Origin of the sequence: Nonomuraea sp. NPDC050536 (assembly GCF_044457685.1) — a bacterium.
GTDB lineage: Bacteria > Actinomycetota > Actinomycetes > Streptosporangiales > Streptosporangiaceae > Nonomuraea.
Genome location: NZ_JBITHD010000024.1, coordinates 58,852 through 81,770 on the forward strand (window position 1 = coordinate 58,852; position 22,919 = coordinate 81,770).

General features: G+C 69.1%; 31 protein-coding genes. 14 read left to right on the plus strand and 17 right to left on the minus strand.

Annotation, left to right across the window (positions count from 1 at the left end; translation table 11 throughout):
• Position 1: 1 nt before the first annotated feature.
• The gene (gene lpdA / locus ACIBHX_RS43760; protein ID WP_397073824.1) at positions 2-1,381 is read left to right on the plus strand and encodes a dihydrolipoyl dehydrogenase; all 1,380 of its coding nucleotides are present in this window, start codon (positions 2-4) and stop codon (positions 1,379-1,381) included.
• On the opposite strand, the gene ACIBHX_RS43765 is transcribed toward lpdA, so the two are convergent.
• The gene (locus ACIBHX_RS43765; protein WP_397073825.1) at positions 1,363-1,818 is read right to left on the minus strand and encodes a luciferase family protein; all 456 of its coding nucleotides are present in this window, start codon (positions 1,816-1,818) and stop codon (positions 1,363-1,365) included. The two genes, lpdA and ACIBHX_RS43765, sit on opposite strands and share 19 nt — an antisense overlap.
• Before the next feature lie 61 nt (positions 1,819-1,879).
• On the opposite strand from ACIBHX_RS43765, the gene ACIBHX_RS43770 reads away from it, so the two are divergent.
• Both ACIBHX_RS43770 and ACIBHX_RS43775 read left to right on the plus strand, forming a co-directional pair.
• Positions 1,880-2,230 carry a winged helix-turn-helix transcriptional regulator gene (locus ACIBHX_RS43770; protein WP_397073827.1) on the plus strand — a complete coding sequence of 117 codons (351 nt, stop codon included), beginning with the start codon at positions 1,880-1,882 and terminating at the stop codon, positions 2,228-2,230.
• A 10-nt stretch (positions 2,231-2,240) separates the two neighbouring features.
• Positions 2,241-2,849 (plus strand): hypothetical protein, encoded by a 609-nt coding sequence (locus ACIBHX_RS43775; RefSeq protein WP_397073828.1) that lies wholly within the window; start codon positions 2,241-2,243, stop codon positions 2,847-2,849.
• A gap of 12 nt (positions 2,850-2,861) precedes the next feature.
• On the opposite strand, the gene ACIBHX_RS43780 is transcribed toward ACIBHX_RS43775, so the two are convergent.
• Positions 2,862-3,554: a hypothetical protein gene (locus ACIBHX_RS43780; RefSeq protein WP_397073830.1), complete on the minus strand. Its 693-nt coding sequence runs from the start codon at positions 3,552-3,554 to the stop codon at positions 2,862-2,864.
• 119 nt (positions 3,555-3,673) lie between these two features.
• Here ACIBHX_RS43780 and tsaA point away from each other — a divergent pair, with 119 nt between their 5' ends.
• Positions 3,674-4,066: a tRNA (N6-threonylcarbamoyladenosine(37)-N6)-methyltransferase TrmO gene (tsaA, locus tag ACIBHX_RS43785; protein WP_397073832.1), complete on the plus strand. Its 393-nt coding sequence runs from the start codon at positions 3,674-3,676 to the stop codon at positions 4,064-4,066.
• On the opposite strand, the gene ACIBHX_RS43790 is transcribed toward tsaA, so the two are convergent.
• On the minus strand, positions 4,063-4,644 hold the full coding sequence (locus ACIBHX_RS43790) for a TetR/AcrR family transcriptional regulator (protein ID WP_397073834.1): 582 nt from the start codon (positions 4,642-4,644) through the stop codon (positions 4,063-4,065). The genes tsaA and ACIBHX_RS43790 overlap by 4 nt on opposite strands.
• Entirely contained in the window at positions 4,644-5,018 is a 375-nt protein-coding gene (locus ACIBHX_RS43795) for a hypothetical protein (RefSeq protein WP_397073835.1), read from the minus strand. Before ACIBHX_RS43795 ends, ACIBHX_RS43790 begins: the two co-directional genes overlap by 1 nt.
• A gap of 18 nt (positions 5,019-5,036) precedes the next feature.
• On the opposite strand from ACIBHX_RS43795, the gene ACIBHX_RS43800 reads away from it, so the two are divergent.
• Positions 5,037-5,720 (plus strand): amidohydrolase family protein, encoded by a 684-nt coding sequence (locus tag ACIBHX_RS43800; RefSeq protein WP_397073837.1) that lies wholly within the window; start codon positions 5,037-5,039, stop codon positions 5,718-5,720.
• 165 nt (positions 5,721-5,885) lie between these two features.
• On the opposite strand, the gene ACIBHX_RS43805 is transcribed toward ACIBHX_RS43800, so the two are convergent.
• From ACIBHX_RS43805 to ACIBHX_RS43830, 6 genes are all read right to left on the minus strand, one after another.
• Positions 5,886-6,071, minus strand: a complete 186-nt coding sequence (locus ACIBHX_RS43805; protein ID WP_397073839.1) for a LysR family transcriptional regulator — start codon at positions 6,069-6,071, stop codon at positions 5,886-5,888.
• A 10-nt stretch (positions 6,072-6,081) separates the two neighbouring features.
• Positions 6,082-7,134: a serine hydrolase domain-containing protein gene (locus tag ACIBHX_RS43810; protein WP_397073840.1), complete on the minus strand. Its 1,053-nt coding sequence runs from the start codon at positions 7,132-7,134 to the stop codon at positions 6,082-6,084.
• A gap of 108 nt (positions 7,135-7,242) precedes the next feature.
• Positions 7,243-7,836, minus strand: coding sequence for an NAD(P)-dependent oxidoreductase (locus tag ACIBHX_RS43815; protein ID WP_397073841.1), 594 nt, complete (start codon positions 7,834-7,836; stop codon positions 7,243-7,245).
• The gene (locus tag ACIBHX_RS43820; RefSeq protein WP_397073843.1) at positions 7,833-8,594 is read right to left on the minus strand and encodes an SGNH/GDSL hydrolase family protein; all 762 of its coding nucleotides are present in this window, start codon (positions 8,592-8,594) and stop codon (positions 7,833-7,835) included. The genes ACIBHX_RS43815 and ACIBHX_RS43820 overlap by 4 nt, the downstream gene beginning before the upstream one ends.
• Positions 8,591-9,256, minus strand: a complete 666-nt coding sequence (locus ACIBHX_RS43825; protein ID WP_397073844.1) for a hypothetical protein — start codon at positions 9,254-9,256, stop codon at positions 8,591-8,593. Before ACIBHX_RS43825 ends, ACIBHX_RS43820 begins: the two co-directional genes overlap by 4 nt.
• Entirely contained in the window at positions 9,256-9,996 is a 741-nt protein-coding gene (locus tag ACIBHX_RS43830; protein WP_397073845.1) for an SDR family NAD(P)-dependent oxidoreductase, read from the minus strand. The genes ACIBHX_RS43825 and ACIBHX_RS43830 overlap by 1 nt, the downstream gene beginning before the upstream one ends.
• Before the next feature lie 69 nt (positions 9,997-10,065).
• On the opposite strand from ACIBHX_RS43830, the gene ACIBHX_RS43835 reads away from it, so the two are divergent.
• From ACIBHX_RS43835 to ACIBHX_RS43845, 3 genes are all read left to right on the plus strand, one after another.
• Positions 10,066-10,518 (plus strand): MarR family winged helix-turn-helix transcriptional regulator, encoded by a 453-nt coding sequence (locus ACIBHX_RS43835; RefSeq protein WP_397073847.1) that lies wholly within the window; start codon positions 10,066-10,068, stop codon positions 10,516-10,518.
• 120 nt (positions 10,519-10,638) lie between these two features.
• Entirely contained in the window at positions 10,639-11,127 is a 489-nt protein-coding gene (locus ACIBHX_RS43840) for a DUF6790 family protein (RefSeq protein WP_397073849.1), read from the plus strand.
• An 87-nt stretch (positions 11,128-11,214) separates the two neighbouring features.
• Positions 11,215-11,616 (plus strand): winged helix-turn-helix transcriptional regulator, encoded by a 402-nt coding sequence (locus ACIBHX_RS43845; protein WP_397073850.1) that lies wholly within the window; start codon positions 11,215-11,217, stop codon positions 11,614-11,616.
• On the opposite strand, the gene ACIBHX_RS43850 is transcribed toward ACIBHX_RS43845, so the two are convergent.
• Positions 11,588-12,040 carry a cupin domain-containing protein gene (locus ACIBHX_RS43850; RefSeq protein WP_397073851.1) on the minus strand — a complete coding sequence of 151 codons (453 nt, stop codon included), beginning with the start codon at positions 12,038-12,040 and terminating at the stop codon, positions 11,588-11,590. The two genes, ACIBHX_RS43845 and ACIBHX_RS43850, sit on opposite strands and share 29 nt — an antisense overlap.
• Positions 12,041-12,127: 87 nt before the next feature.
• On the opposite strand from ACIBHX_RS43850, the gene ACIBHX_RS43855 reads away from it, so the two are divergent.
• A complete protein-coding gene (locus tag ACIBHX_RS43855; protein ID WP_397073853.1) occupies positions 12,128-12,649 on the plus strand; it encodes a GNAT family N-acetyltransferase in 522 nt (173 codons plus the stop codon).
• 92 nt (positions 12,650-12,741) lie between these two features.
• Here ACIBHX_RS43855 and ACIBHX_RS43860 read toward each other — a convergent pair whose 3' ends face one another.
• Positions 12,742-12,900 (minus strand): hypothetical protein, encoded by a 159-nt coding sequence (locus ACIBHX_RS43860; RefSeq protein WP_397073854.1) that lies wholly within the window; start codon positions 12,898-12,900, stop codon positions 12,742-12,744.
• A gap of 5 nt (positions 12,901-12,905) precedes the next feature.
• Positions 12,906-13,343 carry a VOC family protein gene (locus tag ACIBHX_RS43865; protein WP_397073855.1) on the minus strand — a complete coding sequence of 146 codons (438 nt, stop codon included), beginning with the start codon at positions 13,341-13,343 and terminating at the stop codon, positions 12,906-12,908.
• A 200-nt stretch (positions 13,344-13,543) separates the two neighbouring features.
• Here ACIBHX_RS43865 and ACIBHX_RS43870 point away from each other — a divergent pair, with 200 nt between their 5' ends.
• Positions 13,544-14,638 carry a VanZ family protein gene (locus tag ACIBHX_RS43870; protein ID WP_397073856.1) on the plus strand — a complete coding sequence of 365 codons (1,095 nt, stop codon included), beginning with the start codon at positions 13,544-13,546 and terminating at the stop codon, positions 14,636-14,638.
• On the opposite strand, the gene ACIBHX_RS43875 is transcribed toward ACIBHX_RS43870, so the two are convergent.
• On the minus strand, positions 14,626-17,019 hold the full coding sequence (locus ACIBHX_RS43875; RefSeq protein WP_397073858.1) for an ATP-binding cassette domain-containing protein: 2,394 nt from the start codon (positions 17,017-17,019) through the stop codon (positions 14,626-14,628). The genes ACIBHX_RS43870 and ACIBHX_RS43875 overlap by 13 nt on opposite strands.
• Before the next feature lie 483 nt (positions 17,020-17,502).
• Here ACIBHX_RS43875 and ACIBHX_RS43880 point away from each other — a divergent pair, with 483 nt between their 5' ends.
• A complete protein-coding gene (locus ACIBHX_RS43880) occupies positions 17,503-17,943 on the plus strand; it encodes a hypothetical protein (RefSeq protein ID WP_397073860.1) in 441 nt (146 codons plus the stop codon).
• Positions 17,944-17,995: 52 nt separating this feature from the next.
• On the opposite strand, the gene ACIBHX_RS43885 is transcribed toward ACIBHX_RS43880, so the two are convergent.
• On the minus strand, positions 17,996-18,889 hold the full coding sequence (locus tag ACIBHX_RS43885; protein WP_397073862.1) for a LysR family transcriptional regulator: 894 nt from the start codon (positions 18,887-18,889) through the stop codon (positions 17,996-17,998).
• A 130-nt stretch (positions 18,890-19,019) separates the two neighbouring features.
• On the opposite strand from ACIBHX_RS43885, the gene ACIBHX_RS43890 reads away from it, so the two are divergent.
• Together ACIBHX_RS43890 and ACIBHX_RS43895 are read left to right on the plus strand one after the other, a co-directional pair.
• Positions 19,020-19,607 (plus strand): isochorismatase family protein, encoded by a 588-nt coding sequence (locus ACIBHX_RS43890; protein ID WP_397073865.1) that lies wholly within the window; start codon positions 19,020-19,022, stop codon positions 19,605-19,607.
• A 90-nt stretch (positions 19,608-19,697) separates the two neighbouring features.
• Entirely contained in the window at positions 19,698-20,087 is a 390-nt protein-coding gene (locus ACIBHX_RS43895; protein WP_397073867.1) for a hypothetical protein, read from the plus strand.
• A gap of 156 nt (positions 20,088-20,243) precedes the next feature.
• Here the strand turns inward: ACIBHX_RS43895 and ACIBHX_RS43900 are convergent, their stop codons facing one another.
• Positions 20,244-20,885: a DUF5937 family protein gene (locus ACIBHX_RS43900; protein WP_397073869.1), complete on the minus strand. Its 642-nt coding sequence runs from the start codon at positions 20,883-20,885 to the stop codon at positions 20,244-20,246.
• Between the two features lie 203 nt (positions 20,886-21,088).
• Here ACIBHX_RS43900 and ACIBHX_RS43905 point away from each other — a divergent pair, with 203 nt between their 5' ends.
• Positions 21,089-21,475, plus strand: coding sequence for an isocitrate lyase/phosphoenolpyruvate mutase family protein (locus ACIBHX_RS43905; protein ID WP_397073871.1), 387 nt, complete (start codon positions 21,089-21,091; stop codon positions 21,473-21,475).
• Here the strand turns inward: ACIBHX_RS43905 and ACIBHX_RS43910 are convergent, their stop codons facing one another.
• Positions 21,476-22,870, minus strand: coding sequence for a pyridoxal phosphate-dependent decarboxylase family protein (locus ACIBHX_RS43910; RefSeq protein WP_397073873.1), 1,395 nt, complete (start codon positions 22,868-22,870; stop codon positions 21,476-21,478).
• Positions 22,871-22,919: the final 49 nt, after the last annotated feature.

The window sequence follows — 22,919 nt, forward strand, 5'->3', positions numbered from 1 at the left end:
TATGAGCACTCACTATGACGTAGTCGTCCTCGGCGCTGGGCCCGGCGGGTACACGGCCGCCGTCCGCGCCGCCCAGCTGGGTCTCCGCGCCGCGGTGATCGAGGAGAAGTACTGGGGTGGCGTCTGCCTCAACGTGGGATGTATCCCCTCCAAAGCGCTGCTGCGCAACGCCGAGCTGGCGCACATCTTCACCAAGGAGGCCAAGACCTTCGGCATCTCCGGTGAGGTGAGCTTCGACTACGGCGCCGCCTTCGAGCGCAGCCGCAAGGTGGCCGACGGCCGCGTCAAGGGCGTCCACTACCTGATGAAGAAGAACGCCATCACCGAGTACGACGGTCGCGGCACGTTCCTCGACGCCAACACCCTCCAGGTGAACGGCGAGACGATCACGTTCTCCAACTGCATCATCGCCACCGGCGCCACCACCCGGCTGATCCCCGGCACCTCGCTGTCGGAGCGCGTGGTGACCTACGAGGAGCAGATACTCAGCGACCAGCTGCCCGGCTCGATCATCATCGCCGGCGCGGGCGCGATCGGCGTCGAGTTCGCCTACGTGCTGCACAACTACGGCGTCAAGGTGACGATCGTGGAGTTCCTCGACCGGGCCGTGCCGACCGAGGACGAGGACGTCTCCGCCGAGCTGGCCAAGCGCTACAAGCGGCTCGGCATCGAGGTGCTCACCTCCACCCGGGTGGAGGGCATCGAGGACACCGGCTCGAACGTGCGCGTCACCGTCTCACGCGACGGGCAGCAGCAGGTCCTGGAGGCCGACAAGGTGCTGCAGGCGATCGGCTTCGCGCCACGCGTGGACGGCTACGGCCTGGAGAAGACGGGCGTCGCGTTGAATGGCCGGGGAGCCATCGAAGTCGACGGCCGCGGCCGGACCAACGTGCCGCACATCTACGCCATCGGCGACGTCACCGCCAAGCTCATGCTGGCCCACGCCGCCGAGGCGATGGCGATCATCGCGGCCGAGACGATCGGCGGCGCGGAGACCATGGAGGTGGACTTCGCGATGATCCCGCGGGCCACCTACTGCCAGCCGCAGGTCGCCAGCTTCGGCTACACCGAGGCGCAGGCCCGCGACCTCGGCTACGACGTCAAGGTCGTCAAGTTCCCCTTCACCGCCAACGGCAAGGCGCACGGCCTGGGCGACGCCAACGGCTTCGTCAAGATCATCTCTGATGAGCAGTACGGCGAGCTGCTCGGCGCCCACCTGATCGGCCCCGAGGTGACCGAGCTGCTGCCCGAGCTGACCCTGGCCCAGCAGTGGGACCTGACGGTGCACGAGGTCGCCCGCAACGTGCACGCCCACCCGACCCTCGGCGAGGCGGTCAAGGAGGCGATCCACGGCCTGGCCGGTCACATGATCAACATGTGACCCGTCGCGTACGCGTAGGAGGCCGCGACCACGGTCTTGGCCACCTCCACCTCTGCCTCGTCGCGCGGGGCGTAGAACATCACCACGTTGACGCCCCGGTCGTACAGCGGGTGCTTCTCGCCCCACCCCGAGGCCAGGAACGCCGCGTGGTCGGACGGATCCAGGCTGAGATGGAGGCTGCCGTCGGCGTGCACGTGGACGAACTCGGCGCTCTGGCGCGGCGGCATCAGGACGGCGTCCCGGGCCGCCGCGGGCGCGAACACCGCGTAGCTGGTCGGCACGGAGATCTCGCTGCGGCCCGTGACGGTGCCGGGCAGCGCGGACAGCCACTGCCTGACGCTCTCGCGGATCTCGGGCGGGCTGGTCTGGGTGAACTGGATGTGGGGCACTTCGGGGCCCGTCTCGGGCCTGTCCCCTTTGCGCTCGGGAAGCTCCATGCCTCCACGGTACTTTCCCAGGTATAGTAGTTACCTAGAGGATAGTGCCTAGGAGTTCGCCGTGACCGAGGACGCCTGCCCCATCAGCCCGGTGGTCGACCTGCTGTTCAGCCGGTGGACCACGCCGATCATCTGGGTGCTCGAGCACCACGGGCGGTTGCGCTTCAACGAACTGCACCGGCTGCTGCCGTCGATCACGCCCAAGGTGCTCACGCAGCGGCTGCGGCAACTGGAGCGCGACGGGCTGGTCGTCCGTACCTACCACGCCGAGATCCCGCCCCGGGTGGAGTACGAGATCAGCGACCTGAGCAGGACCCTTGTGCCCGTCTTCCGCACCCTGCACGGCTGGTCGGAGGAGCACCTGGCCGAGGTCGCGGCCGCCCGCGAGGCGTACGACGCCGTGGCTGGCTAGGGTGTCGGGCGTGGAGCACCTGTACGAGCGGGCCGTCTTCGGCGGCGACGCCGCGGCTCTGGACGAGGCCGACCGGCGGCTCGACGCGATGGAAGCCGACCTGTGCGTGAAGCGGGGGCGGGTGGCGCACGCCCGCTTCCTCGCCGGGGAGGGCGAGAGCCCGGACGAGCTGCCGCTGTTCGAGCGGGCCGTTGAGCTCTACCGGCGGCTCGGCGACATGCGCGGCCAGGGCGAGGCCCGGTTCTGGATCGGCTGCTTCCAGCAGGTCGTCCGCGGCGAGACCGGCTCGGAGGAGCTGACGCGGTCGCTGGAGCTGGCCCGCCGGGCGGGTGACGAGCTCACCGCCTCGTACGCGCTGCGCCACCTCGGCATCGCCGAGCACCGCGCGGGCAACCTGCCGCGGGCCCGCGAGCTGCTCGAGGAGTCGGTACGGCTGCGCCGCTCGCTGGGCTTCCTCCCGGGAGTCGCCGCGAACCTGGTGGGTCTGGCCTACATCACCGCCGCCGAAGGCGGGGACCCCGCCGAGATCCTCGACGAGGCGACGGACCTGGCCTCGGCCTCGGGCTCCGGCGCCATCACCCGCCAGATCGAGGAGGCCCGATCTCACCTCCGGAGGTGACCCAGCCGCGGCTCAGCCTTGCAGGCCGAGCCAGAACGCCGCGGGGATGAAGGCGACCACCAGGCCGACGGCCCACCAGCGCGGTGCGGGCTCTTCCCGCAGCACCCTGATCCCGAGCGGCGCCATGGCCACGATCAGGCCGGCGACGGCCACGAACGAGATCGGGTCGCTGCTGCCCTTCAGCACGCCGAGCGGCAGCGCGAGCCCCAGCGCCAGTGCCGCGCACCGCCAGACGGGCAGCGCCTTGGCCCTGAACGCGCCGATCGCCAGCACCAGCCACCCGCCCATGATCGCGACGTTGACCGCCTTGAAGACGTGGAAGGCGCCGTAGGTCGACTCCACCACCTTCGTGGCCTGGGCGAGCCCGAGCACGTCCACCAGGTGGAAGGCCAGATGGCTCACCCCGAGGTGGAACGCCCGGCCGAACAGCCCGAGCACCACCAGCGTCAGCCCCCACCTCCCCCATCCTGGCCCGCACAGCCTGGCCACCGCGGTGGCCGCGGGCCACAGCAGCACCACACCCACCGCGAACAGGCTGTAGGACACCACCATCCGCTCGGGTTCCCTGGCGTAGGCGGCCAGCTGATAGGGGAAGAAGTCCCCGCCCACGTCGACCCGGGTCAGCACGCCGGCCAGCAGGAAGAGCGGTCCGAGCAGCAGCCCCACACCCTCGACCCAGCGCCCCGGCACAGAAGTTGTGTTCATGCAGGAAATCCAACCCTCGCGGCGTCCCCGCCACATTGGCGCCAGGACGAGGGTTCATGGGTAGTGCCAGCACTACCTGAGCTTGCCAAGCCCCTTCCCGCGGGAGAAAGATCGCCTTCATGGACTTCGAGCTGACCCCGATCGGGGTGGTCCGTTCCCCGCTCACGGACGCGTCCGCGGCCCCCAAGCAGGGCACGGAAGGCGGTCCCGAGGCCAGGCTGGAGTTCGAGGAGTCCGTGCGCGAGGGCCTGAAGGACATCCGCCCCGGTGACCGTCTGATCGTGCTGACCTGGCTGGACCGCGCCGACAGGAGCGTGCTCGCCGTTCACCCGCGCGGCGACGCCGCCAAGCCGCTCACCGGCGTCTTCAGCACCCGCTCGCCCCACCGCCCGAACCCGATCGGCCTCCACCCGGTCACGGTGCTGGCGGTCTCGGGCACGACCCTCCTGGTCAACGACCTGGAGGCGCTGGACGGCACCCCCATCGTCGACCTCAAGCCGGTGATCGGCTAGTCGGGCCTGGTCGCCCTGTCGAACGTCTCGACCAGCTCGTCCGCGCAGGCCTCCAGGTCCGGCTCGTCGAGCAGCCGGGATGCCGCCGCGTCGATGGCGGCCCGCAGGGTCATGGCCATCAGCCGGCTGTCGAAGCGCCGGAACGCCCCGCTGCGCTGCCCGTGGTCGAACATCGCGGCCAGCCGGTCCGCGGCCGCGTCGCTCTCGGAGTCCCATCCAGGGACACCGTTGAGGACGATCTGCTGGAGCGCCCGCACATGGCCGGGATAGGCGGCCAGGAAGGCCACGTTCGAACGGATGAAGGCCACCAGCTGCTCACGGGCGCCTTCCGCGGCGTCGAGCGCGGGCCGCATGAACGCCGCCGCGTCCGCGACCACCTGGCCGGATACGGCCGCCATCAGTTCGTCCTTGCTGGAGAAGTGGTAGGAGATGAGCCGCTTGCTGCTCAGCCCCGCCTGCTCGCAGATCGCTTCGAACGTGGTCGCGGCGTAGCCGCGCTCGGCCAGGACGGCGATGGTTGCCTCCATGATCTGGGCCTTGCGGGCCTGAGTGGCTGCCTCCCTGGTCGCCGCGCGCATCACCCCAGCTTGCCACGCTTGGCATAGGCCTGCCGTACGGCGGGGCGGTTGACCAGGACGGCGACGGCGATCAGCAGCAGGCCCACCACGCCCTGCTCGGCCTTCATCCAGACGGGGAAGCCGCTGTCGGGCGCGACGATGATCAGCACGATGCCCAGCGGCGCGATCATCGATATCCACCGGATCCGCAGGTAGGCCGCCCTGCTGCCGCGCCTGGCCTGACCAGTCAGCGAGATCAGCCAGACCGAGGCGGCGGCCACCGCTCCCCCGCGCACCCAGACTGGCCATTCCGCGCCGAGCACCGCGGCGACACCGAGGGCCGCCACCGAGACGACGAGCATCGCGACGAACAGGTTCCGCACTTTGTTATCCATACGAGTAAATTTATTCGCGTGGATAAATTTCTGTCAACCGTCGGTGACAGCCGCGCGGCCTGGGGCGGCTCCGGCGTGGCGGAAGCGGAGGTGACCGCGGTGGTCGACGAGGCGCACCGCCTCGGCTACCGGGTGGCAGCGCACGCGGAGGGGCTGCCCGGGTGGACGCCGCGGCTGGCTGACCTGGCCAGACGGAATCTCGACGAGGCCTGCCGTACGCTCGAAGCGGCCCGTACGGCGGGCGTCCCGATCGCCCTGGGCCACGACTGGCAGCCGTTCTCCGACGCGGCGACGGAGATCGTGCGCATGGTCCGTCACGGGATGAGCCGCGCCGAGACCCTGGTCGCGGCGACGGCGACCGCGGCACGCGCGCTCGGGCTGGATGACCGGCTCGGCACCGTCGAACCCGGGAAGCTCGCGGACCTGGTCGTGGTGGACGGCGACCCGCTGGCCGACCCGGGCGTCCTGCGCGATCGCGCGCGGATCTGGCTGGTCCTTCAGCTGGGCGAGCCGGTGTCCGGCCAGACCATGGAGGCGAACGCGCGGACCGCGGCGGTTTCGCGCTCGGCGGACCAGATCAGCGCGCTCTCCAACGGCGGCAGCCCGAGCCAGTGGGCGACGGCGTCCAGCTGGCCGCGGCGCAGCCGGGGCAGCGCCTCGCTGGGGAACGCCTCGTACACCACGACCTCGCACCCCGGGTGAGCCGTGGTGAAGGCCCGGACGACCTGCGAGAACGACGGGCCGCCTGCGGCGAAGTTGAGCAGGCTGACCCGCAGCTCGCCGGTGATCCCCGAGGCGATCTCCCTGGCCTCGGCCAGCGCCAGGTGGATCTGGTCGAACCCGGGTCGCAGCCCGTCGCGCAGCCGCTCACCCAGCGGGGTCAGCCGCACGCGACGGGAGGTACGTTCGAACAGCCGCCCGCCCACGCGCGTCTCCATGGCGACGGATGGTCTGGCTCACCCGCGACTGGGACAGGTACATCCGCTCCGCGGCCCGGCCGAAGTGCAGCTCCTCGGCCAGCGTCAGAAAGATCTCGATCTCCCGGAGCTCCACAAGGGGGATATTAGGGGCACAGGGCGGACGTCAGCAGCTTCATCGTCGCCTCCTGGGCGTCGCCGTCACGCATGGCGATCGACAGCGCCAGCTGCCGGGACGCGTCGGGCGTGCTGAACGACACCGTGCGGAAGCCAGGCCCGCCGCCGCCGTGCCCGTACATGGTGCCGCAGGGCAGCGGGGCCACTTCCAGGCCGTATCCGTACTGCTTGCCAGATTCCTGCATCTGCTTCACCTGTGCCTGGGGCAGCAGCTTGCCCTGGAACAACGCGCGGTAGAACTGGTTCATGTCCTGGGTGGTGGAGATGATCTCACCGGCGGCGTAGGCGATCGTGGGGTTGAACCGGGTCACGTCAAGCATGCCGCTCTTGGTGGGCAGGTAGTTGTGCGCGTGTGGCCCCGGGATCTGGGGCGAGGCTCCCGGCAGGCTGGTGTGCCTCAGCCCGAGCGGCCGCACGATGCGCTCCCTGACTTCCGTCTCGTACGGCCGGCCGGTGACCCGTTCGATCAGCATGCCGAGCACGATGTAGTTCGTGTTGGAGTAGCTGAACCTGGCCCCCGGGGCGAATTCGGGCGGCAGCTTGGCCACCCTGGCAACCAGCTCCTTCGGGGTCCAGGTCCGGTAGCGGTCCTTGGGCCCGTACTCGTCGAACATGTTCTTGGTGTAGTCGGGGATCCCGCTGGTGTGCTGGAGCAGGTTCTTGACCGTGACGTCCTCCTTGGTAAGCAGCCCCGGCAGCCACTGCTCCACGGTGTCGGTGAGCTGCAGCTTGCCCTCCTCGACGAGCTGCAGCAAGACGGTGGCGGTGAACGTCTTGGTCGGGCTCCCGATGCGGTAGCGGCCGTTCATCGGGGCGGGCCGGGAACTGCCCAGGCTCACCTTGCCACTGGTGCCTCGCCAGAGCTTGTCCCCGTCGCGGATCTCGGCGATGGCCGAGACCGTGCCGGAGGCGACGATCCTGTCCAGCAGCGCCTGCGGGTTCGGCCTGGTGTCAGCTTCAGCGGCCACCGGGGTGGCCACCATCGTCACGACCGCGCCTGTCACGAGTGTCTTGGTAATCACAGCATCAAGATCGGTCACCGTGCCCCGGCACGGCATCGGAGGAGCCACCGATGCCGACCCTGATTTCTCCCCCCGGCCCTCCTTCGTGAGGCTTAGGCCGTTCGGCCATCAAACGATCTGCTGCCAGGTCTTGCGGTCCTCGAGGTGTTCCAGCATGTGGCGGGCCAGCTCCGCCCGGGAGATGCTCGTCGTCTTCCCGGTGGAGGGGCTGTCGGTGAGCATCGGTGGGCGGATGATCGTCCAGTCCAGGTCGCTGGCCCGGACGATACGTTCCATGACGGCCATGTCGGCGTAGCCGTACCGGTAGAGCCGCTGGATGACGTACCTGGTGACCAGCCGCTGCCCCAGCGGGGTCCCCGGCGGAATCTCCAGACCCGCCGACGACAGGCACACCAGGCGTCGCACCCCGGCCAGGTTCATCGCGTCGATGATGTTGGCCGTGCCCTGCGAGTAGACGGTGGTGGGGTGCTTGCGGTCGCGGGTGCCCAGGCAGGACAGGACGGCGTCATGACCGCTCATCGCGCCGCTCCACGTGTGAGGTTCCAGCACGTCACCCTGGATGACGTCCGACCGGGCGCGGTCGGGGAGCACGATCGCGCCCGGGTCGCGAGCGACGACCGTGACGGCGTGACCGGCGTCGAGGGCCTGGGTCAGCAGCCGCGCCCCGGTGCCGCCCGTGGCGCCGAAGACGAGCAGCTTCACGAGAGCGCGTCGACCACGGCGGCCGCCACCGCGCGCTGGCCGGCCAGCGACAGGTGCACGCCGTCCTCGATGAGGTCGGCGCCCTCCGCGACGACCGGGGTGCCGGGCATGACCTTGGCGACGGCGGCGACGTCGTCGTTGGCCCAGGTGAGCCTGGCCTGCTGGAAGGGCTGGTAGGCCGCCACCCGCGCCTCGTCGACCGCCGTCGGCGCGACCCACACCCAGCGCGCCGGCACGCTCTCTTCCAGAGCGCGCAGGTTGCGCTCGGTCTCGGCGATGCTGACCTGGGTCGGCCCGTGGGGCGCGGCGACGCGCATGGCGTCGTTGCCACCCAGCATGCACAGCACCCAGTCGGGGCGCTGGAAGTACAGGCCGGGCAGCGCCGCCAGCGCCTGGGTGGTCGTCTGACCGGATACCGCCAGGTTGACCAGGCTGATCCCGTCCCCCGGACGTCGCAGGGCCAGCAGGTGGCGCAGAATCTCGAACCACGACTGCCGGTCGGCCGTGGTGCTCTCCCCCACCGCCGCCACCCGCTGGCCCGGCTCGAAGGGCAGCCTGTCCACCTTCTCCGCGAATCCAGGTACGGCGAGCAGTTCCTCCGCCGTCTGCCGCGCACTGGCGTCAAACGCCTGGAGGATGCCCCGATAGGCCTCCAGGCCCAGCCCGAACAGTCCGGCTACGCGCTCCTCGTCGAGCCTGCCGAGGTAGCCCAGCACCTTCTGCGGCTGCTGGAAGCGAATGAGTCGTTCCGTGTTCACTTGATCTCCATCCTCTTACGTGTGCGCGGCAGCATGAATCCCGCCGCGATCAGCCATGCCAACCCCGTGAAGCGCGCCACGGGCAACAGGAACGCCGCATCGGAAACCAGCAGCGTCAAGGTGGACAACTCCGCGATCGCCGCGATGACCAGCCCCGCCAGCGCGAACGCCCGCGGCAGCAGTACGGCCAGCCACCCGGGCACCGCGATCCCCGCCACCAGCAATCCCAGGAAGACCACGTGCCCGGTGCCACCGGTGGCGAACGACAGGTCCTGCAGCACGGGGACCACCGCGGGCGCCTGCTCCCTGGACAGCGCCCACCCGAACATCGCGCACAGCGCCAGCAACCCGCTGGCCAGCAGTCCTCCGGCCAGCGCGATCGTCGCCCCCGGCGCCCGGATCCCGAGGTCGCGCAGCCGTACGGAAACCGTGGCGGCGTAGATCGCCATCGGGACAGCGGCCGCGAACTGCAGGAACGCGCTCACCTGGACCGCGTCCCGGTGATCGGCGAAGTAGGCCAGGATCTGCGCCTGCTCCGCGAACGGCGAAGGGAAGGTGACCCCGCCCGCCATGGCCGTGCTGATGCCGATCCCTGCCACGAACAGGGCCGTGAACATCACGGCGAGGATCCCCAGCGGCGGACCGCCCTGCGTGCGCGCCATCACCCGGTCACCCGCCCGCCGGTCAGGTCGAGCGTCACGCCGGTCACCCAGGACGAGGCGTCGGAGGCGAGATACAGCACCGCCTCGGCGACGTCCTCCGACCGGCCGACGCGTCCCAGCGGGAAGGCGGCGGCCAGCTCGTCCAGCTGCTCGGCGGACATGTACCGCCGCATGCGGTCGTTGAGCACCGCCGAGGGAGCCAGGCAGTTGACCCGGATCCCGTGCTTGCCCACCTCGTTGGCCAGGTGGCCGGTGAGCATCACCACGCCCGCCTTCGCGGCCGCGTACGCGATGTTCGCCCCGCCCGGCCTGCGTCCGGCCGAGGAGGACATCGTGATGATCGACCCATGGTTCTGGTCGATCATGCCGGGCAGGAATGCGTTGATCGTCAGGAACGCCGACGTCAGCTCGGACTCGATGACCGCCCGCCACCTCGCGGCGTCGATCTTCATCGGCCCGCCCTGACCCCCCGCGAACGTCGCCAGGATCTGCACCGGCCCCACCTGGTCGCGTAGCCGTTCGAGGACCTTCTCGTCGGTCACGTCGCCCGGCGCCCTTACCGCCTCACCCCCTTTGCCGACGATGTCCGCCACCACCGCGTCGATCGCCGCCTCGTCGCGGCCGTTCACCGCGACCTTGACCCCGTTCGCGGCCAGTGCGCGGCAGGTCGCCGCGCCGATCCCTCTCGAACCACCTGTGACCAGGGCGACCTTGCCCGCCAGGTCCGGATAGTGGGCCATCGCAGCTCCATTCTCTCTACTGAACTATTCATAGCACAGAACTGTTCTGCCTGGGATACCATCGCTTCCATGACCATGCCACGCCCCGGATCGGCGTTCCTGCTCGCGCAGATCGGAGCCCACGCCGCGGCCCGCTTCGCCGACCGCATCGGCGAACTGGGCGTGGTGCCGTCGGACGTCGGCCTGCTGCGCATGATCGCCACCCGGCCGGGGCGCAGCCAGCAGTCCCTGTCGGAGGAAATGGGCGTGGTGCCCAGCCGGGTCGTGGCGTTGATCGACAGCCTGGAACGCAAGGGCCTGGTCGAACGCCGCCGCAACCCCTCGGACCGGCGCCACTACGAACTCCACCTGACGGAGGCGGGCAGCCACGTCATGACGGAAATGCGCCGCCTCGGGATGGCCCACGAGAACGACATCTGCGCGGCTCTCGACGACAAGCAGCGCGTCCAGCTGAAGGAACTCCTGGAAGCGATAGCCGCCCAGCAGGGCCTCACCCCAGGCGTCCACCCCGGCTACCGGTGACCCATGGAACGGCTGGTGGTGCTCCTCGAGGGTCATGTTCTGGGGAGGAACAGATCATGCGCCGACATACCGGTGTCGTGATGGCGGAAGGCTGTCAGGGTCACTCATAGTGTTCGCCACATGGTGGCCTTCATGATCCTGCTGTTCCTGGTGCTCATCGTCGCGCCGCTCGTCCACGTGCTCGTCGACCGGAGCCCGGCCCGCCGTACTCGCCACCGAGTCGTGGAGCTGTGGCTGCTGTGGTGGGTCGGCGGCAGCGGCGCCCTGGGAGTGCTCGCAGGGCTCCAGCACATCGGCCCGTCCGCCCCGGAGATCGCGGACGGCATCGGCTTCGCGCACAGCCCCTTCCAGTGGGAGGTCGGCTGGGCCGACATCGCGGTGGGCACCATCGGCTTCCTGAGCATCTGGAAGCGAGGATCGTTCCTGACGGCAGCGGTCATCGCCCTGTCGATCCTCTACCTGGGCGACGCCATCGGCCACATCATGCAACTGATCGCCCACGGCAACATGGCCCCGGGCAACGTCTGGACCATCCCCACGGACATCCTCCAGCCCTTGGTCGCCATAGCCCTCTTGATCGCCTACCGCCGCACACCCAGCACGCCGTAATCGGAAGCTGACGCCTTCTGCTCAGTGGTGAGAGCTTGGCTGAGACGATTCGTCAGGGTTACGGGCGCGATCGCATTGGAGCTCACCATGAGTGCGCAGTTTTCGTCTGGTCGTACTGAGGCGGCCTGCCGGGCGCGGGAGATTCTTGATCGGATCGGGGACAAGTGGTCGCTGCATGTCGTTTCGCAGCTCGGCACGGAGACCAAGCGATTCGGGGAGCTCACGCGCGACATCGAGGGGATAAGTCACCGGATGCTGTCCGTCACGCTCCGCGAATTGGAGCGGGACGGGATCGTGTCGCGGACCATGTATCCGGTGATGCCGCCTCGGGTCGATTACCAGCTCACTCCGCTGGGTCACACGCTCCTCGACGTCGTCGGTCATCTCGTCACCTGGGCCGAGGACAACCTCCAGGAAATCGATGCGGCACGGGTCGCCTTCGACGCCCGTGCCGAGGAAATCAGCTCGACAGCTTCCGGAAATCGATGAGGGACGAAGCGGGCAGCGGATCGTCCTCCGTGCCCGCTGCCGGGCTGCGCTCGAGGAGTTGCGTTCCGACGATGTGACCTGCGAATACGGCGTGCAGCCTGACGCTGCCACCGGATCTGTTGCGGAACCCGTGTGCCACCCCGGGCGGCACCATAATGACGGCGCCCGGGCCGACCGGCTGCCATTCCCCGTCGTAGAAGGCCTCGGCTTCACCGTCGTCGATGATGAGGACTTCCTCGTTGGTGTGGACGTGGACCGGGATTATCTCCCCTGCCGCCAGGCGCTCGAAATTCAGCACCAGATCCTTGACGTAGGCACCGTCAGGGCGGACGGGGTCGATGACCAAGGAATGGCGGGACTCCGGCTTGTAGTTGTGCGGGTCCGGCGGGAACGGGACATATTCCAGCTCGCTGATAATGGTCATGAAGTCAGCTTGCACGCCGGCACTTCAAGCCGGTAGATCGCACTTTTTCGTTACCTGGTAATGCCGGGGTAACCAGGGAGGAGCCGCGTGAGCAGCATCCAGGCCGAGGTCATCATCACCGAACGGCTGGACCTCCTGCCCCTGCGCGTCGAACACGCCGAGGAGATGGCCACGGTGCTGTCCGACCCCGCCCTGCACACCTTCATCGGCGGCACTCCCGACACCCCGCAAGCCCTGCGCTCCCGCTATCAGCGCATGGTCGCCGGCTCCCCCGACCCCGCCGTCACCTGGCTGAACTGGGTGATCCGCCTCCGCGACGAAGCCTGCCTGACCGGGACGGTCCAGGCCACGATCAACGGCTCCATCGCCGAGATCGCCTGGGTGGTGGGGACGCCGTGGCAGCGAAGAGGCATCGCCACCGAAGCCGCCCACGGCCTCGCCACCTGGCTGGACCGCCGGCCAGTGGAAACCCTCATCGCCCACATCCACCCAGCCCACGACGCATCCGCAGCCGTCGCCACAGCCCTCGGCCTCACTCCCACCGACGTACGACAGGGCTCCGAGATCCAGTGGCGCCGACGCTTGACCCCACCGGAGGCCTCGGACTAGGTCACCTTGCTGACCTGTTCCTTGTCGGCGGTGCATGCTGCTTGCTCGGCGCCGCGTTCGAAGATGGTGGTCCCGGCTAGATCACCCAGTGTTCAGGTGGTGTTGGACTGCTCTTGCACCATGTATTGCGCGTACCAGGTCGGCCAGTCCGGGTCGGGGTGGCCGAGTTGCTCCTCGTACTGGCCGTGTGCGGCCTCCGCGCGGCGTAGGGTCTCGGCGAGGTCGGCCGCGGAGTCGTAGGTTACTCGCATCTCGATCACCGGCCCGGGAGGCGGGTGGTGATCTCCTGGAGGAGCCACCCGTTGCCGTCGGGGTCGCTGAAGGAGGCGAAGGAGCCGTAGCTCTTGTGGCCGGGAGCCGGGCCGGACGCCCGTCCTTCGGTTCCTGCGTGGGGGAACACCCCGCCCGCGTCGTGGAAGACCTCGCTCACCTCGGCGCCGCGGTCGACGAGTTCGGCTCGTGCCGCTTCGATGTCCTTGACGATCAGGTACAGGCCCTGCGCTGAACCCGGTTCGGCAGCCGTGACCCTGGTGCCGAAGATGATTGAGCAGGCCGAGCCCGGTGGGGTCAGCTGCACCACCCGGAAGTCGTCGCCGGTCGCGAAGTCGGCATCCTCCCGCCATCCGAGCGCCTTGTAGAACCCTTTGGCCCGATCGACGTCGGCGACCGGTATCACCACAACCTCGAGCTTCATGTCCACGACCTAGGCTCCTCCCGTTCGATACCAGCGTCGGGGGGAACCAGGTTCCACCATCGCTCCTCCTGAGGGGCGATGTCCAGTTGATCACCGACCTGAGATCACGCAGCCCTGCGGGCCTCCCACCTCGGGTGCGTCGCGAATCACAGGTGTGCGATTTATGGTGATATGTCCATTTTCGTTAGACTTTGCGGCTTGTGGAGATCTACCTGACCCAGGCGAAAATCGCCCTGTTGCTTGCCCCGCTGGCCATCGCGCTGCTGTCGCTGCCCTTCGTGTCGCGCCAGTACCAGCGTTTCGGGCGCATCGGGCGATGGTCGGGGATCGTCACGGCGATGCTCATCCTGTACGCCTGCGGCGTCGTGGCCTTCACGCTGTTCCCCCTGCCCGAGGTGACGCCGGACTTCTGCGCCATCCGGCAGAGCCTCGCCACGCCGCGCTGGCAACCGCTGTCGAGCATCCTCGACGTGATCAGAGAGAACGCCGGCCAGGGTCTGCTCGCCACGCTGTACAGCAGATCGATGCTGCAGATCGTGTTCAACGTCGCCCTGTTCGTACCCCTCGGCTTCATCCTGCGCTACCGCCAGCGGCTCGACGTCACGCGCACCCTTCTGTTCTCCCTCGCCGGTTCGCTGGCGATCGAGCTCACCCAGCTCACCGGCCTGTGGGGCCTGTACCCCTGCGCGTACCGGCTGTTCGACCTGGACGACCTGATCATCAATACGGCAGGCGCCGGGCTCGGCTGGCTGCTGGCCGGCCCGGCCGCCCGCCTGCTGCCGGACCCGTGGCCGTCACCCCGCCCGGACCTCGCGCCGCCGACCACCGCCCGGTTGGCGCTCGCCATGGTGCTCGACGGGGTGGTGTGGTTCTTCTCCTCGCCGGTGTTCGGGCTGCTCGCCGTACAGGGCCATCAGCTCGTCACAGGTGGCCCGATGCCGGCGGACGCCCTGCTGAGGGACGTCCTGCCCGGCTTGTCGTACGCGATGACCGGGCTGGTCATCTTCGTAGTCATCCCGGCAGTACGGCAGGACGGCGCCACACCCGGCAGGGCGGCCGTACACGTGGCGCTGCGCGACGCGCCGACCGGCGTGCCGGCTCCTCCGCTCCGCAAGCTGGCCCGGTCCGGCGCCCCGTACCTCGCCCTCACCGTGGGTGCGGCCGTCAGCGGCTTCCTGCCGGTCCTCGCCCTCCTCACCATTCTGGAACTGGAACGCCGCGGCCTCCTGGGACGCTGGACCCGGACGCGGTTCGTCACGAGAGCCGCGACCGTCCAGGAGTGTCAGCTGACGTAAGCCGCGAGGTGCTCGCCCGTGAGGGTGGAGCGGGCCGCGACGAGATCGGCCGGGGTGCCCTCGAAGATGATCCGGCCGCCGTCGTGGCCGGCGCCGGGGCCGAGGTCGATGATCCAGTCGGCGTGTGCCATGACCGCCTGGTGATGCTCGATGACGATGACCGACTTGCCGGAGTCGACGAGCCGATCCAGCAGGCCGAGCAGCTGCTCGACGTCGGCCAGGTGCAGGCCGGTGGTCGGCTCGTCCAGGACGTAGACGCCGCCCTTGTCGGCCATGTGGGTGGCCAGCTTGAGCCGCTGCCGCTCGCCGCCGGACAGCGTGGTGAGCGGCTGGCCGATGGTGAGGTAGCCGAGCCCGACGTCGGCGAGCCGGTCGAGGATGGCGTGCGCGGCCGGCGTGCGCGCCTCGCCGGTGCCGAAGAACTCCTCGGCCTCGGTCACCGGCATGGCCAGCACCTGGCTGATGTCGCGGCCGCCGAGGTGGTACTCCAGCACGGCGGCCTGGAACCGCTTGCCCTCGCACTCCTCGCACACGGTGGACACGCCGGCCATCATGGCCAGGTCCGTGTAGGTGACGCCGGCCCCGTTGCAGGTGGGGCAGGCGCCCTCGGAGTTGGCGCTGAACAGCGCCGGCTTGACCCCGTTGGCCTTCGCGAACGCCTTGCGGATCGGGTCGAGCAGGCCGGTGTAAGTGGCCGGGTTGCTGCGGCGCGAGCCGCGGATGGGCGTCTGGTCGACCGACACGACGCCCGCGGAGGCGGGGATGGAGCCGTGGATCAGCGAGCTCTTGCCTGACCCTGCCACGCCGGTGACGACGCACAGCACGCCGAGCGGGACGTCGACGTCGACGCCCTGCAGGTTGTGCCGGGTCGCGCCGCGGATCTCCAGCTTGCCCGTGGGCTTACGCACGGTCTCCTTGACCGCGGCCCGGTCGTCCAGGTGGCGGCCGGTGATGGTGCCGCTGGCCCGCAGCCCTTCGAGGGTGCCCTCGAAGCAGACCGTGCCGCCGCCCGTGCCGGCGCCGGGGCCGAGGTCGACGACGTGGTCGGCGATCGCGATCACCTCCGGCTTGTGCTCCACCACCAGCACCGTGTTGCCCTTGTCGCGCAGCCGCAGCAGCAGCTCGTTCATCCGCTGGATGTCGTGCGGGTGCAGGCCCGCGCTGGGCTCGTCGAAGACGTAGGTGGTGTCGGTGAGCGAGGAGCCGAGGTGGCGGATCATCTTGACGCGCTGCGCCTCGCCGCCCGACAGCGTGCCGGCGGGCCGTTCCAGCGACAGGTAGCCCAGCCCGATCTCCACGAACGAGTCGAGCGTCTGCCCCAGCGTGGCCAGCAGCGGCGCCACCGACGGCTCGTTCAGGTCGCGCACCCACTCGGCCAGGTCGCTGATCTGCATCGCGCACGCGTCAGCGATGTTGATCCCGTTGATCTTCGACTTGCGTGCGCCCTCGGCGAGCCTGCTGCCACCGCACTCGGGGCAGGCGGTGAAGGTGACCGCCCGGTCCACGAACGCCCGGATGTGCGGCTGCAGCGCGTCGGGATCCTTGGACAGGAACGACTTCTGGATCTTGGGGATCAGCCCCTCATAGGTGAGGTTGACTCCGTTGATCTTGACCTTGGTCGGCTCCTTGTACAGGAAGTCGTCCATCTCTTTCTTGGTGAACTTGCGGATCGGCTTGTCCGGGTCGAGGAAGCCCGACTCGCGGAAGATCCCCACGGTCCACCAGCTGTCCACCTTGTAGCCGGGGATGGTGATCGCGCCCTCCGCGATCGACTTGGAGTCGTCGAAGAGCTCGGCGAGGTCCAGATCGGAGACCGTGCCCCGGCCTTCGCAGCGCGGGCACATGCCGCCGGTGAGATTGAAGGTCCGGCTCTCGGTCTTGGCCTTGCTGTCGCCTCGGTCGACGGTGATCGCACCGGACCCCCGTACCGACGGGACGTTGAAGGAGAACGCCTGGGGCGAGCCGATGTGCGGCTGCCCGAGCCGGCTGAAGAGGATGCGCAGCATCGCGTTGGCGTCGGTGGCGGTGCCGACCGTCGAACGCGGGTCGGCGCCCATCCGCGCCTGGTCGACGATGATCGCGGTCGTCAGCCCTTCGAGCACGTCGACCTCGGGCCGTGCCAGCGTCGGCATGAAGCCCTGGACGAAGGTGCTGTAGGTCTCGTTGATCAGCCGCCGCGACTCAGCGGCGATCGTGTCGAACACCAGCGAGCTCTTGCCCGAGCCGGACACGCCGGTGAACACCGTCAGCCTGCGCTTCGGGATCTCGATGCTGACGTCCTTGAGATTGTTCTCGCGCGCGCCGTGCACGCGGATCAGATCGTGGCTGTCGGCAGCGTGCAGCGCAGGCGACTGCGTGTCCGTACTCGGGGCAATACTCATCGTGTCTCCATCTGTTGGCCGGGACCGCCTTCGCGGTCTCGTCGGCGTCGCCTGGCTCGAGCTGACCAGCTTCGAGCACTACGTCTGGTTCTCCTCCGTCGGCGCGGTCGCGGCAACGGTCCCATTTCTACCTGATCGGCGGTATCGGCCGAGGCGTCAGATCAACCGGCGGCCGTCACGCGTCAGGTCGCGCTTCTCAGGTCAGCGCTGCTCCTGGATTCGGCGCCGCCGGCCCGCACCCGCTCGAAGGTACCGTCCAGGTCGGCGGTGGCCAGGACGATACCGGTGAGCTCGCGTGGATGGTGATGCCCATGGCAGTCACGCTAGATGTGGCTCGGGGCCGGTGCTTCTCGATTCCTGCTCGGTCTGGTCACCTGTTTCGCCACGCAGGACGGCATCTCCGCCGTCATGCCGGCTCGATCATGTTGATGAGCGGTGGTTACGCTTGCGGGCGTCTCGCGTCACTGATTCTTGGAGGCAGCTGTGGCGATGCCGAAGAAGGGCTCGCGGCTCATCACCGTCGATGCCACCGTCTTCCGTTGGCGTGTCAGCCACAAGCCGACCTACAGCCAGGGAAACGACTGGAGCCCTCTCACCTTCGCCGTCGAGCGAGCCGAGGAGCCGGGCAGCGTCCTCGTGGTATCTCTCCCCTGCGCCCGGCCGGACAACTGGGTTGGACAGCGAACGATCACGGTTCGTCCCGTCCTTGTCAGTGGATGCATCCGGCGGGCCGTCGAACAAGGATGGAACTCGGGACAACCCGGCGCGCCGTACTCCCTCAGTGTCGCCGAGGACGAACTAGCCGCGCTCCTGGGCGAAGCACCGCAGTACCTGATCCCCTTCCTCTGGGGCATGATCCCGGAAGGTGGCGGCATCAAAGACCTCCCTCGGTGCACTCAGATCTGGAGTCGCGACGAGCACTGACCAACAAGCCGCTGCGAGGTGATCGTGTACGGCGCCGCCATGGAAACGGTGCCTAGGCGGTTTTGTCGTGGACGCAGGCTTGGGCGAAGGCGTTGACCCGGGCGGTAGCGCCGGTCGTACGCCAGATCAGCCCCCATTCGAACGGCGGAGCGTCGTCAATGGGCACGTAGACGACATCGGGACGGGCGTAGTAGCGGACGGCCTGCGCGCCCACGACGAGCATCCCGGCGCCCGCCCCGACCAGGGCGAGTGCTTCCTGGGCTGTCTCTGTGACCTGGCCCTGGCGGATGGGCTTTCCTGAAGGGGTCGTCCCCGGCGCCCGGTCCAGACGCCAGTAGCCGGGCAGGGAGGTGGGCGGCTGCAGGAGGGCGTCGCGGGCCAGGTCTTCCAGGGTCACCGAGGCGCGACCGCTGTAGGGGTGTCCGGCGGAGACCGCCAGCATGCGCTGCTCGGTGAACAGGACCGGGCCAGTGGTCAGGTCAGGTTCCCTAATGGGAAAGCAGGCGATCGCCACGTCCACCTCCTCGGTGCGCAGCCGGTGCAGGAAGTCGGACATGTGCAGCTCATGCAGCCGGACCTGGCAGTCGGGGTGGCGGCCGCGGAACGTGGTGACGGCCTCCAGTGCCACCTGCCCGGCGGCCGCTCCGGCGAACCCGAGATGCAGCAGGCCGCTGATCCCCTTGGCCGCCGCGATGGCCCGGTCCAGCCCAGCCTGGATCTGCGCATGCGCCGGCGCCAGGTCGTCGTACAGCCACCGTCCGATCGACGTGAGGGTCACCCGGCGGCTGGTCCGTTCGAACAGCGGGGCGCCGATTCGCCGCTCCAGCTTCTGGATGGTCTGGGTGACGTGCGAGCGCGACACCAGCAGCCGTTCCGCGGTGTGGCCGAAATGCAGTTCCTCGGCCAGGGCCAGGAACGCCTCGATCTCATGCCGTTCCAGACCCACCTCTGCGCCTTTCTACCGTTCACCCTGACTGAACGATTGTTCCAGGCTGCGGCGTTGTTCGGTGATCCGCCCTGAACCAGAGTGAATGGCGCGGGAACACCCGCTGATCACCTGCTAACAGGAGCTTGAGATGACTTACGTGCCCTACACCCCGGACGACGCCGCTGTGCTGCTGATCGACCACCAGGTGGGAACGATCGGCTGGGTCGGCTCGGCCGATCACGCCGAACTGCGGGCGAACACCGTCCGCCTGGCCAAGACGGTCAAGGCGCTGGGCATGCCGGCCGTACTGACCACCAGCATGGAGGACCAGGTGCAGGGGCCGCTGATCCCCGAGCTTGAGCAGATCATGCCGGCGGAGTACGTCGCGCGGATCCAGCGCACCGGAGTCGTCAACGCGATGGCCGACCCCAACTTCGCCGCCGCCGTCAAGAACACCGGTCGCCGCCGGCTGATCGTCGCAGGTGTGACCACCGACGTGTGCGTGGTCTACCCGGTCCTCAGCGCGCTCGCCGACGGCTACGAAGTCCAGGTTGCCGTGGACGCCTCCGGGTCACTCAGCTCGGCCTCCGACGAGATCGCGCTGCGCCGTATGGAACGCGCCGGCGCGGTACTCAACACCACCCGCCCGCTGCTGGCCGAGCTCGCCGACAACTGGGCCAGCCCTGCCGGTCAGGCCGTCCTGGGCGTTCACGCCGAGCTTGAGGCGCAACGCTGATCCACCTCAGGCGCGTGCTCGGCCGTCGCACTCGGTCGAGCACGCGCTCGGAGCAGCGGATTGAGCCGTCACTTTGCAAGGAGCGATGAAATGACGAAGATCCTCATGATCGGCCTGCACGCGAGCGCGGTCGACCTCAGCAACCATCCGGACCTTGATGAGGCGACGCTTGCCGCTCGGATCGAGCAGGGTTTCGCGGCTGTGCGGGCGGCTGGCTTCGACGCGGAAACTTGCCTGGTCGATGCTGACCCGGACGCGGCTGAGAAGACCGTCCGTGACCGGCTGTCCGAAGGACACTTCAGCGTGGCCATGATCGGAGGCGGTGTGCGAATGGCGCCCGAGCACACCCTCCTCTTCGAACGGCTGATCAACGCACTGATCTCGACCACCCCCGGAATCCGGTGCTGCTTCAACACCTCCCCAGAGACCACAATCGACGCCGTCCGCCGCTGGCTACCGCAGCCCCCCGAGCAGGCTTAACGCTGCTCCCAGCCGTCCACTCCGCCATGTTCGTCGTTCTAGGGATGGTGCCCCCTTTTAACGAAGCCCTCTTCCCGTTCGGCAGCCTCGCGGCTTCACGACCTCCGGTACGCCTCGGCGTACCACCCCACATCGGATGTCGGAGCGATCGGGTTTTCATGTTTGCGCGGTGAGTAGGGCGTCGGCGAGGTCGGTGCGGGCGTAGAACACCGAGCGGCCCGCTCGGTGGGTGCTGGTCAGGCCGGCGGCCCGGAGTGCGGCGAGATGTTGGGACACGCCCGCCGCGGAAAGGCCCGACCGTTGCGCGAGTTCGGTGGTCGAGGCGGGCGAGTCCAGTTCGGACAGGATCAGCGCCCTGGATCGGCCGATCACGGCTGCGAGGGCTTCCGTGCCCGCATGTGTCCGGCGTTCCCACAGCGTGCCGATCCCGCGTGCCGGGTAGGCCAGTTGAGGCGGCTCGGACCCGACGGACCGGGTCAGCACCCGCGGCCAGGCGAAGGCCGACGGCACCAGGAGCAGCCCGGCTCCGGTCTCGATCCTGGTGATGGCGCAGTGCCGCTGTACCAGGTGGAGGCTGCCGTTGACCCAACGCACCGTGTGGTGCAGCTGGTCGAGCGTCTGGGCCGTACCGTGCTCGGCCACCTGGCGGCCGCGGTGGAAGACGTCCGCCTCCAGCAACGAGCGGATCCTGGCCCAGTAAGGCGCTATCGCGAGCTGCCAGTAGACCTCGATCTCCGCCACGATCCGAGGCAGGTAGGTGCGAGGGGTCCGATGAAGGCTTCGCAACCGGGTGGACAACCGGCCGTCACGCTCGGCGGCCAGCTGGTCGAGGTCCCGCCGTACCTGCTCGGGGTCAGTGGCTCGATGGCGGCCAGTTCATCGGAAAGCTTGTGGGATGCGGTCGTCGGGTTGAGAAAGTCGGGGAGGTGCCCGATGGCCGGAATCATGTCGGCCAGCCACCCGCAATCGAGACCTGCGGCTGCGAGCCGAGGGCGTACCTGGTGGGCCCAGCCGCGATGGAGGTCCGGTTCCTGTTCGCGATCGGTCCATCCGATGTACGGCTGGGCGAGGTGATCGCGCGTACGGCGGCATACGCCGAGGCGGGAGCCGACGGCATCTTCGTTCCCGGCCTGCTCGATATAGACGTGCTGAACACTCTCTGCGCCGAGTCGCCACTGCCGGTCAACGCGATGGCCGTCGCCGGTGGACCAAGTGTCACCGAGCTCGCGCAGGCCGGGGTGCGCAGGATCAGCCTGGGCACCGGACTGGCACAGACCGCCTACACCGCGGCCCGCAGAGCCGCGGCGGAACTACTCGGCCCAGGAACTCTCTCGGAAATGAACGGCTCACTAGCCTTCAGCGAACTCGACGTCCTGCTCCGTCATTGATCAAGGCGAAGAGGACGGCACCGCGGCAGTTTCCAGGATCTTCGCCACCCTGTCGACGTCGGCTTCCGTGGTGCGCCAGTTGCTGAAGGCGGCGCGCAGCGCGGGCACCCCGTCGTAAACGGTCGGCGTCAGGAACGCCTCGCCGGACTCGGTGATCTTCCGGGCCACCTCGCCGATGCCCCCGGGGTCGGCCGCGAGGGTGAAGCAGACGACGTTGAGCGTGACCGGCGCGAGGAGCCGGTAGGCGGGCATCGCGGCGATCCGCTCCCCGAGCCTGGCGGCCATGGCGACGTCCCGCCGTACGATCTCCGCATGGCCCTCGCGGCCGTAGGCGGCCAGGGTGAACCAGGCGGCCATCGCGCGCAGCCGCCGGGAGTTCTCCGGGGTCAGGTGTACGAGGTCCGGCTCCTCACCCAGCTCGCCAAGGTAGGCGGCGAAGTTCTGGAAGATCCGCGTCTGCAGGTCCCGGCGCCGGGTGAACTGCACGGCGCTGTCATAGGGCACGTTCAGCCACTTGTGCAGGTCCACGCAGATGGAGTCGGCGTCGCCGAGCCCCTCGACCAGGTCCGCGTGTTCCGGTGACAGCGCGGCGAACGCGCCGAAGGCGGCGTCCACGTGCAGCCAGAAGGGGAAGCGGGTGCGCAGGGCGGCGATCGCCCGCAGGTCGTCGAAGTCCACCGTGTTCACGGTGCCGGCGTTGGCCACCACGATCGCCGGCTCGCCGCCCAGCTCCGCCAGCGCCGCCGCCAGCTTGGTCACGTCGACCGCTTCCCTCCCGGGCAGGACGTCCACGCGTTGGAGCGCCGAGCGGCCCAGGCCGAGCATGGACAGTGCCTTGCCGATGCTGGAGTGCGGACTCCCCGACAGGACGCGCACCGATCCCAGGGCCGCCGCGCCCTGCTCGGCCACCGAGATGCCGCGCCGCTCGCCCAGCCACTCCCTGGCGACGGCCAGCCCGACGAAGTTGGACATCGTCGCGCCGCTGACGAAGGCGCCCTGCTGTTCCGTGGGCAGGCCGAAGAGCTCGCGCAACCAGCCGACCGTCTCCCGTTCCAGGTCGGGCGCGGAGGAGTCGAGGCCGCTCGTCGGATTCTGGTCGAGGACGGCGGTCAGCCAGTCGCCCACCAGCGCCGCAGGCGTGCTGCCGCCGGTGACGAACCCCAGGTAGCGAGGCCCAGGGCTGGCCGCGAACCCGGGCTCCCACCGCTGCGCGAACGCCTCCAGCGCGCCGAGGGCCCCGGCGCCGGACACGGGCAGCGAATCTGGCTCCGGCCGCACGGGCGGCAGCGCGACGGGCCGCTCCGGCAGACCTTCCAGGATCCGTACGGCGTAGCCACGGGCGGCTTCGAGCAGCTCAGGGGCACGGGCAAGATCGGCACTGAGTCGGGAATCCATACAGCAACGGTAGAACCCAGCCAGCGCGAACCTTTAGTCCAATCATGAC

What these genes read in the sequence shown, in the direction of transcription:
- lpdA (WP_397073824.1), top strand. Translation starts at nt 2, where the DNA reads ATGAGCACTCACTATGACGTAGTCGTCCTCGGCGCTGGGCCCGGCGGG.
- ACIBHX_RS43765 (WP_397073825.1), bottom strand. Translation starts at nt 1,818, where the DNA reads ATGGAGCTTCCCGAGCGCAAAGGGGACAGGCCCGAGACGGGCCCCGAA.
- ACIBHX_RS43780 (WP_397073830.1), bottom strand. Translation starts at nt 3,554, where the DNA reads ATGAACACAACTTCTGTGCCGGGGCGCTGGGTCGAGGGTGTGGGGCTG.
- tsaA (WP_397073832.1), top strand. Translation starts at nt 3,674, where the DNA reads ATGGACTTCGAGCTGACCCCGATCGGGGTGGTCCGTTCCCCGCTCACG.
- ACIBHX_RS43790 (WP_397073834.1), bottom strand. Translation starts at nt 4,644, where the DNA reads ATGCGCGCGGCGACCAGGGAGGCAGCCACTCAGGCCCGCAAGGCCCAG.
- ACIBHX_RS43795 (WP_397073835.1), bottom strand. Translation starts at nt 5,018, where the DNA reads ATGGATAACAAAGTGCGGAACCTGTTCGTCGCGATGCTCGTCGTCTCG.
- ACIBHX_RS43825 (WP_397073844.1), bottom strand. Translation starts at nt 9,256, where the DNA reads ATGGCGCGCACGCAGGGCGGTCCGCCGCTGGGGATCCTCGCCGTGATG.
- ACIBHX_RS43830 (WP_397073845.1), bottom strand. Translation starts at nt 9,996, where the DNA reads ATGGCCCACTATCCGGACCTGGCGGGCAAGGTCGCCCTGGTCACAGGT.
- ACIBHX_RS43835 (WP_397073847.1), top strand. Translation starts at nt 10,066, where the DNA reads ATGACCATGCCACGCCCCGGATCGGCGTTCCTGCTCGCGCAGATCGGA.
- ACIBHX_RS43840 (WP_397073849.1), top strand. Translation starts at nt 10,639, where the DNA reads ATGGTGGCCTTCATGATCCTGCTGTTCCTGGTGCTCATCGTCGCGCCG.
- ACIBHX_RS43845 (WP_397073850.1), top strand. Translation starts at nt 11,215, where the DNA reads ATGAGTGCGCAGTTTTCGTCTGGTCGTACTGAGGCGGCCTGCCGGGCG.
- ACIBHX_RS43850 (WP_397073851.1), bottom strand. Translation starts at nt 12,040, where the DNA reads ATGACCATTATCAGCGAGCTGGAATATGTCCCGTTCCCGCCGGACCCG.
- ACIBHX_RS43860 (WP_397073854.1), bottom strand. Translation starts at nt 12,900, where the DNA reads ATGCGAGTAACCTACGACTCCGCGGCCGACCTCGCCGAGACCCTACGC.
- ACIBHX_RS43865 (WP_397073855.1), bottom strand. Translation starts at nt 13,343, where the DNA reads ATGAAGCTCGAGGTTGTGGTGATACCGGTCGCCGACGTCGATCGGGCC.
- ACIBHX_RS43875 (WP_397073858.1), bottom strand. Translation starts at nt 17,019, where the DNA reads ATGAGTATTGCCCCGAGTACGGACACGCAGTCGCCTGCGCTGCACGCT.
- ACIBHX_RS43890 (WP_397073865.1), top strand. Translation starts at nt 19,020, where the DNA reads ATGACTTACGTGCCCTACACCCCGGACGACGCCGCTGTGCTGCTGATC.
- ACIBHX_RS43895 (WP_397073867.1), top strand. Translation starts at nt 19,698, where the DNA reads ATGACGAAGATCCTCATGATCGGCCTGCACGCGAGCGCGGTCGACCTC.
- ACIBHX_RS43910 (WP_397073873.1), bottom strand. Translation starts at nt 22,870, where the DNA reads ATGGATTCCCGACTCAGTGCCGATCTTGCCCGTGCCCCTGAGCTGCTC.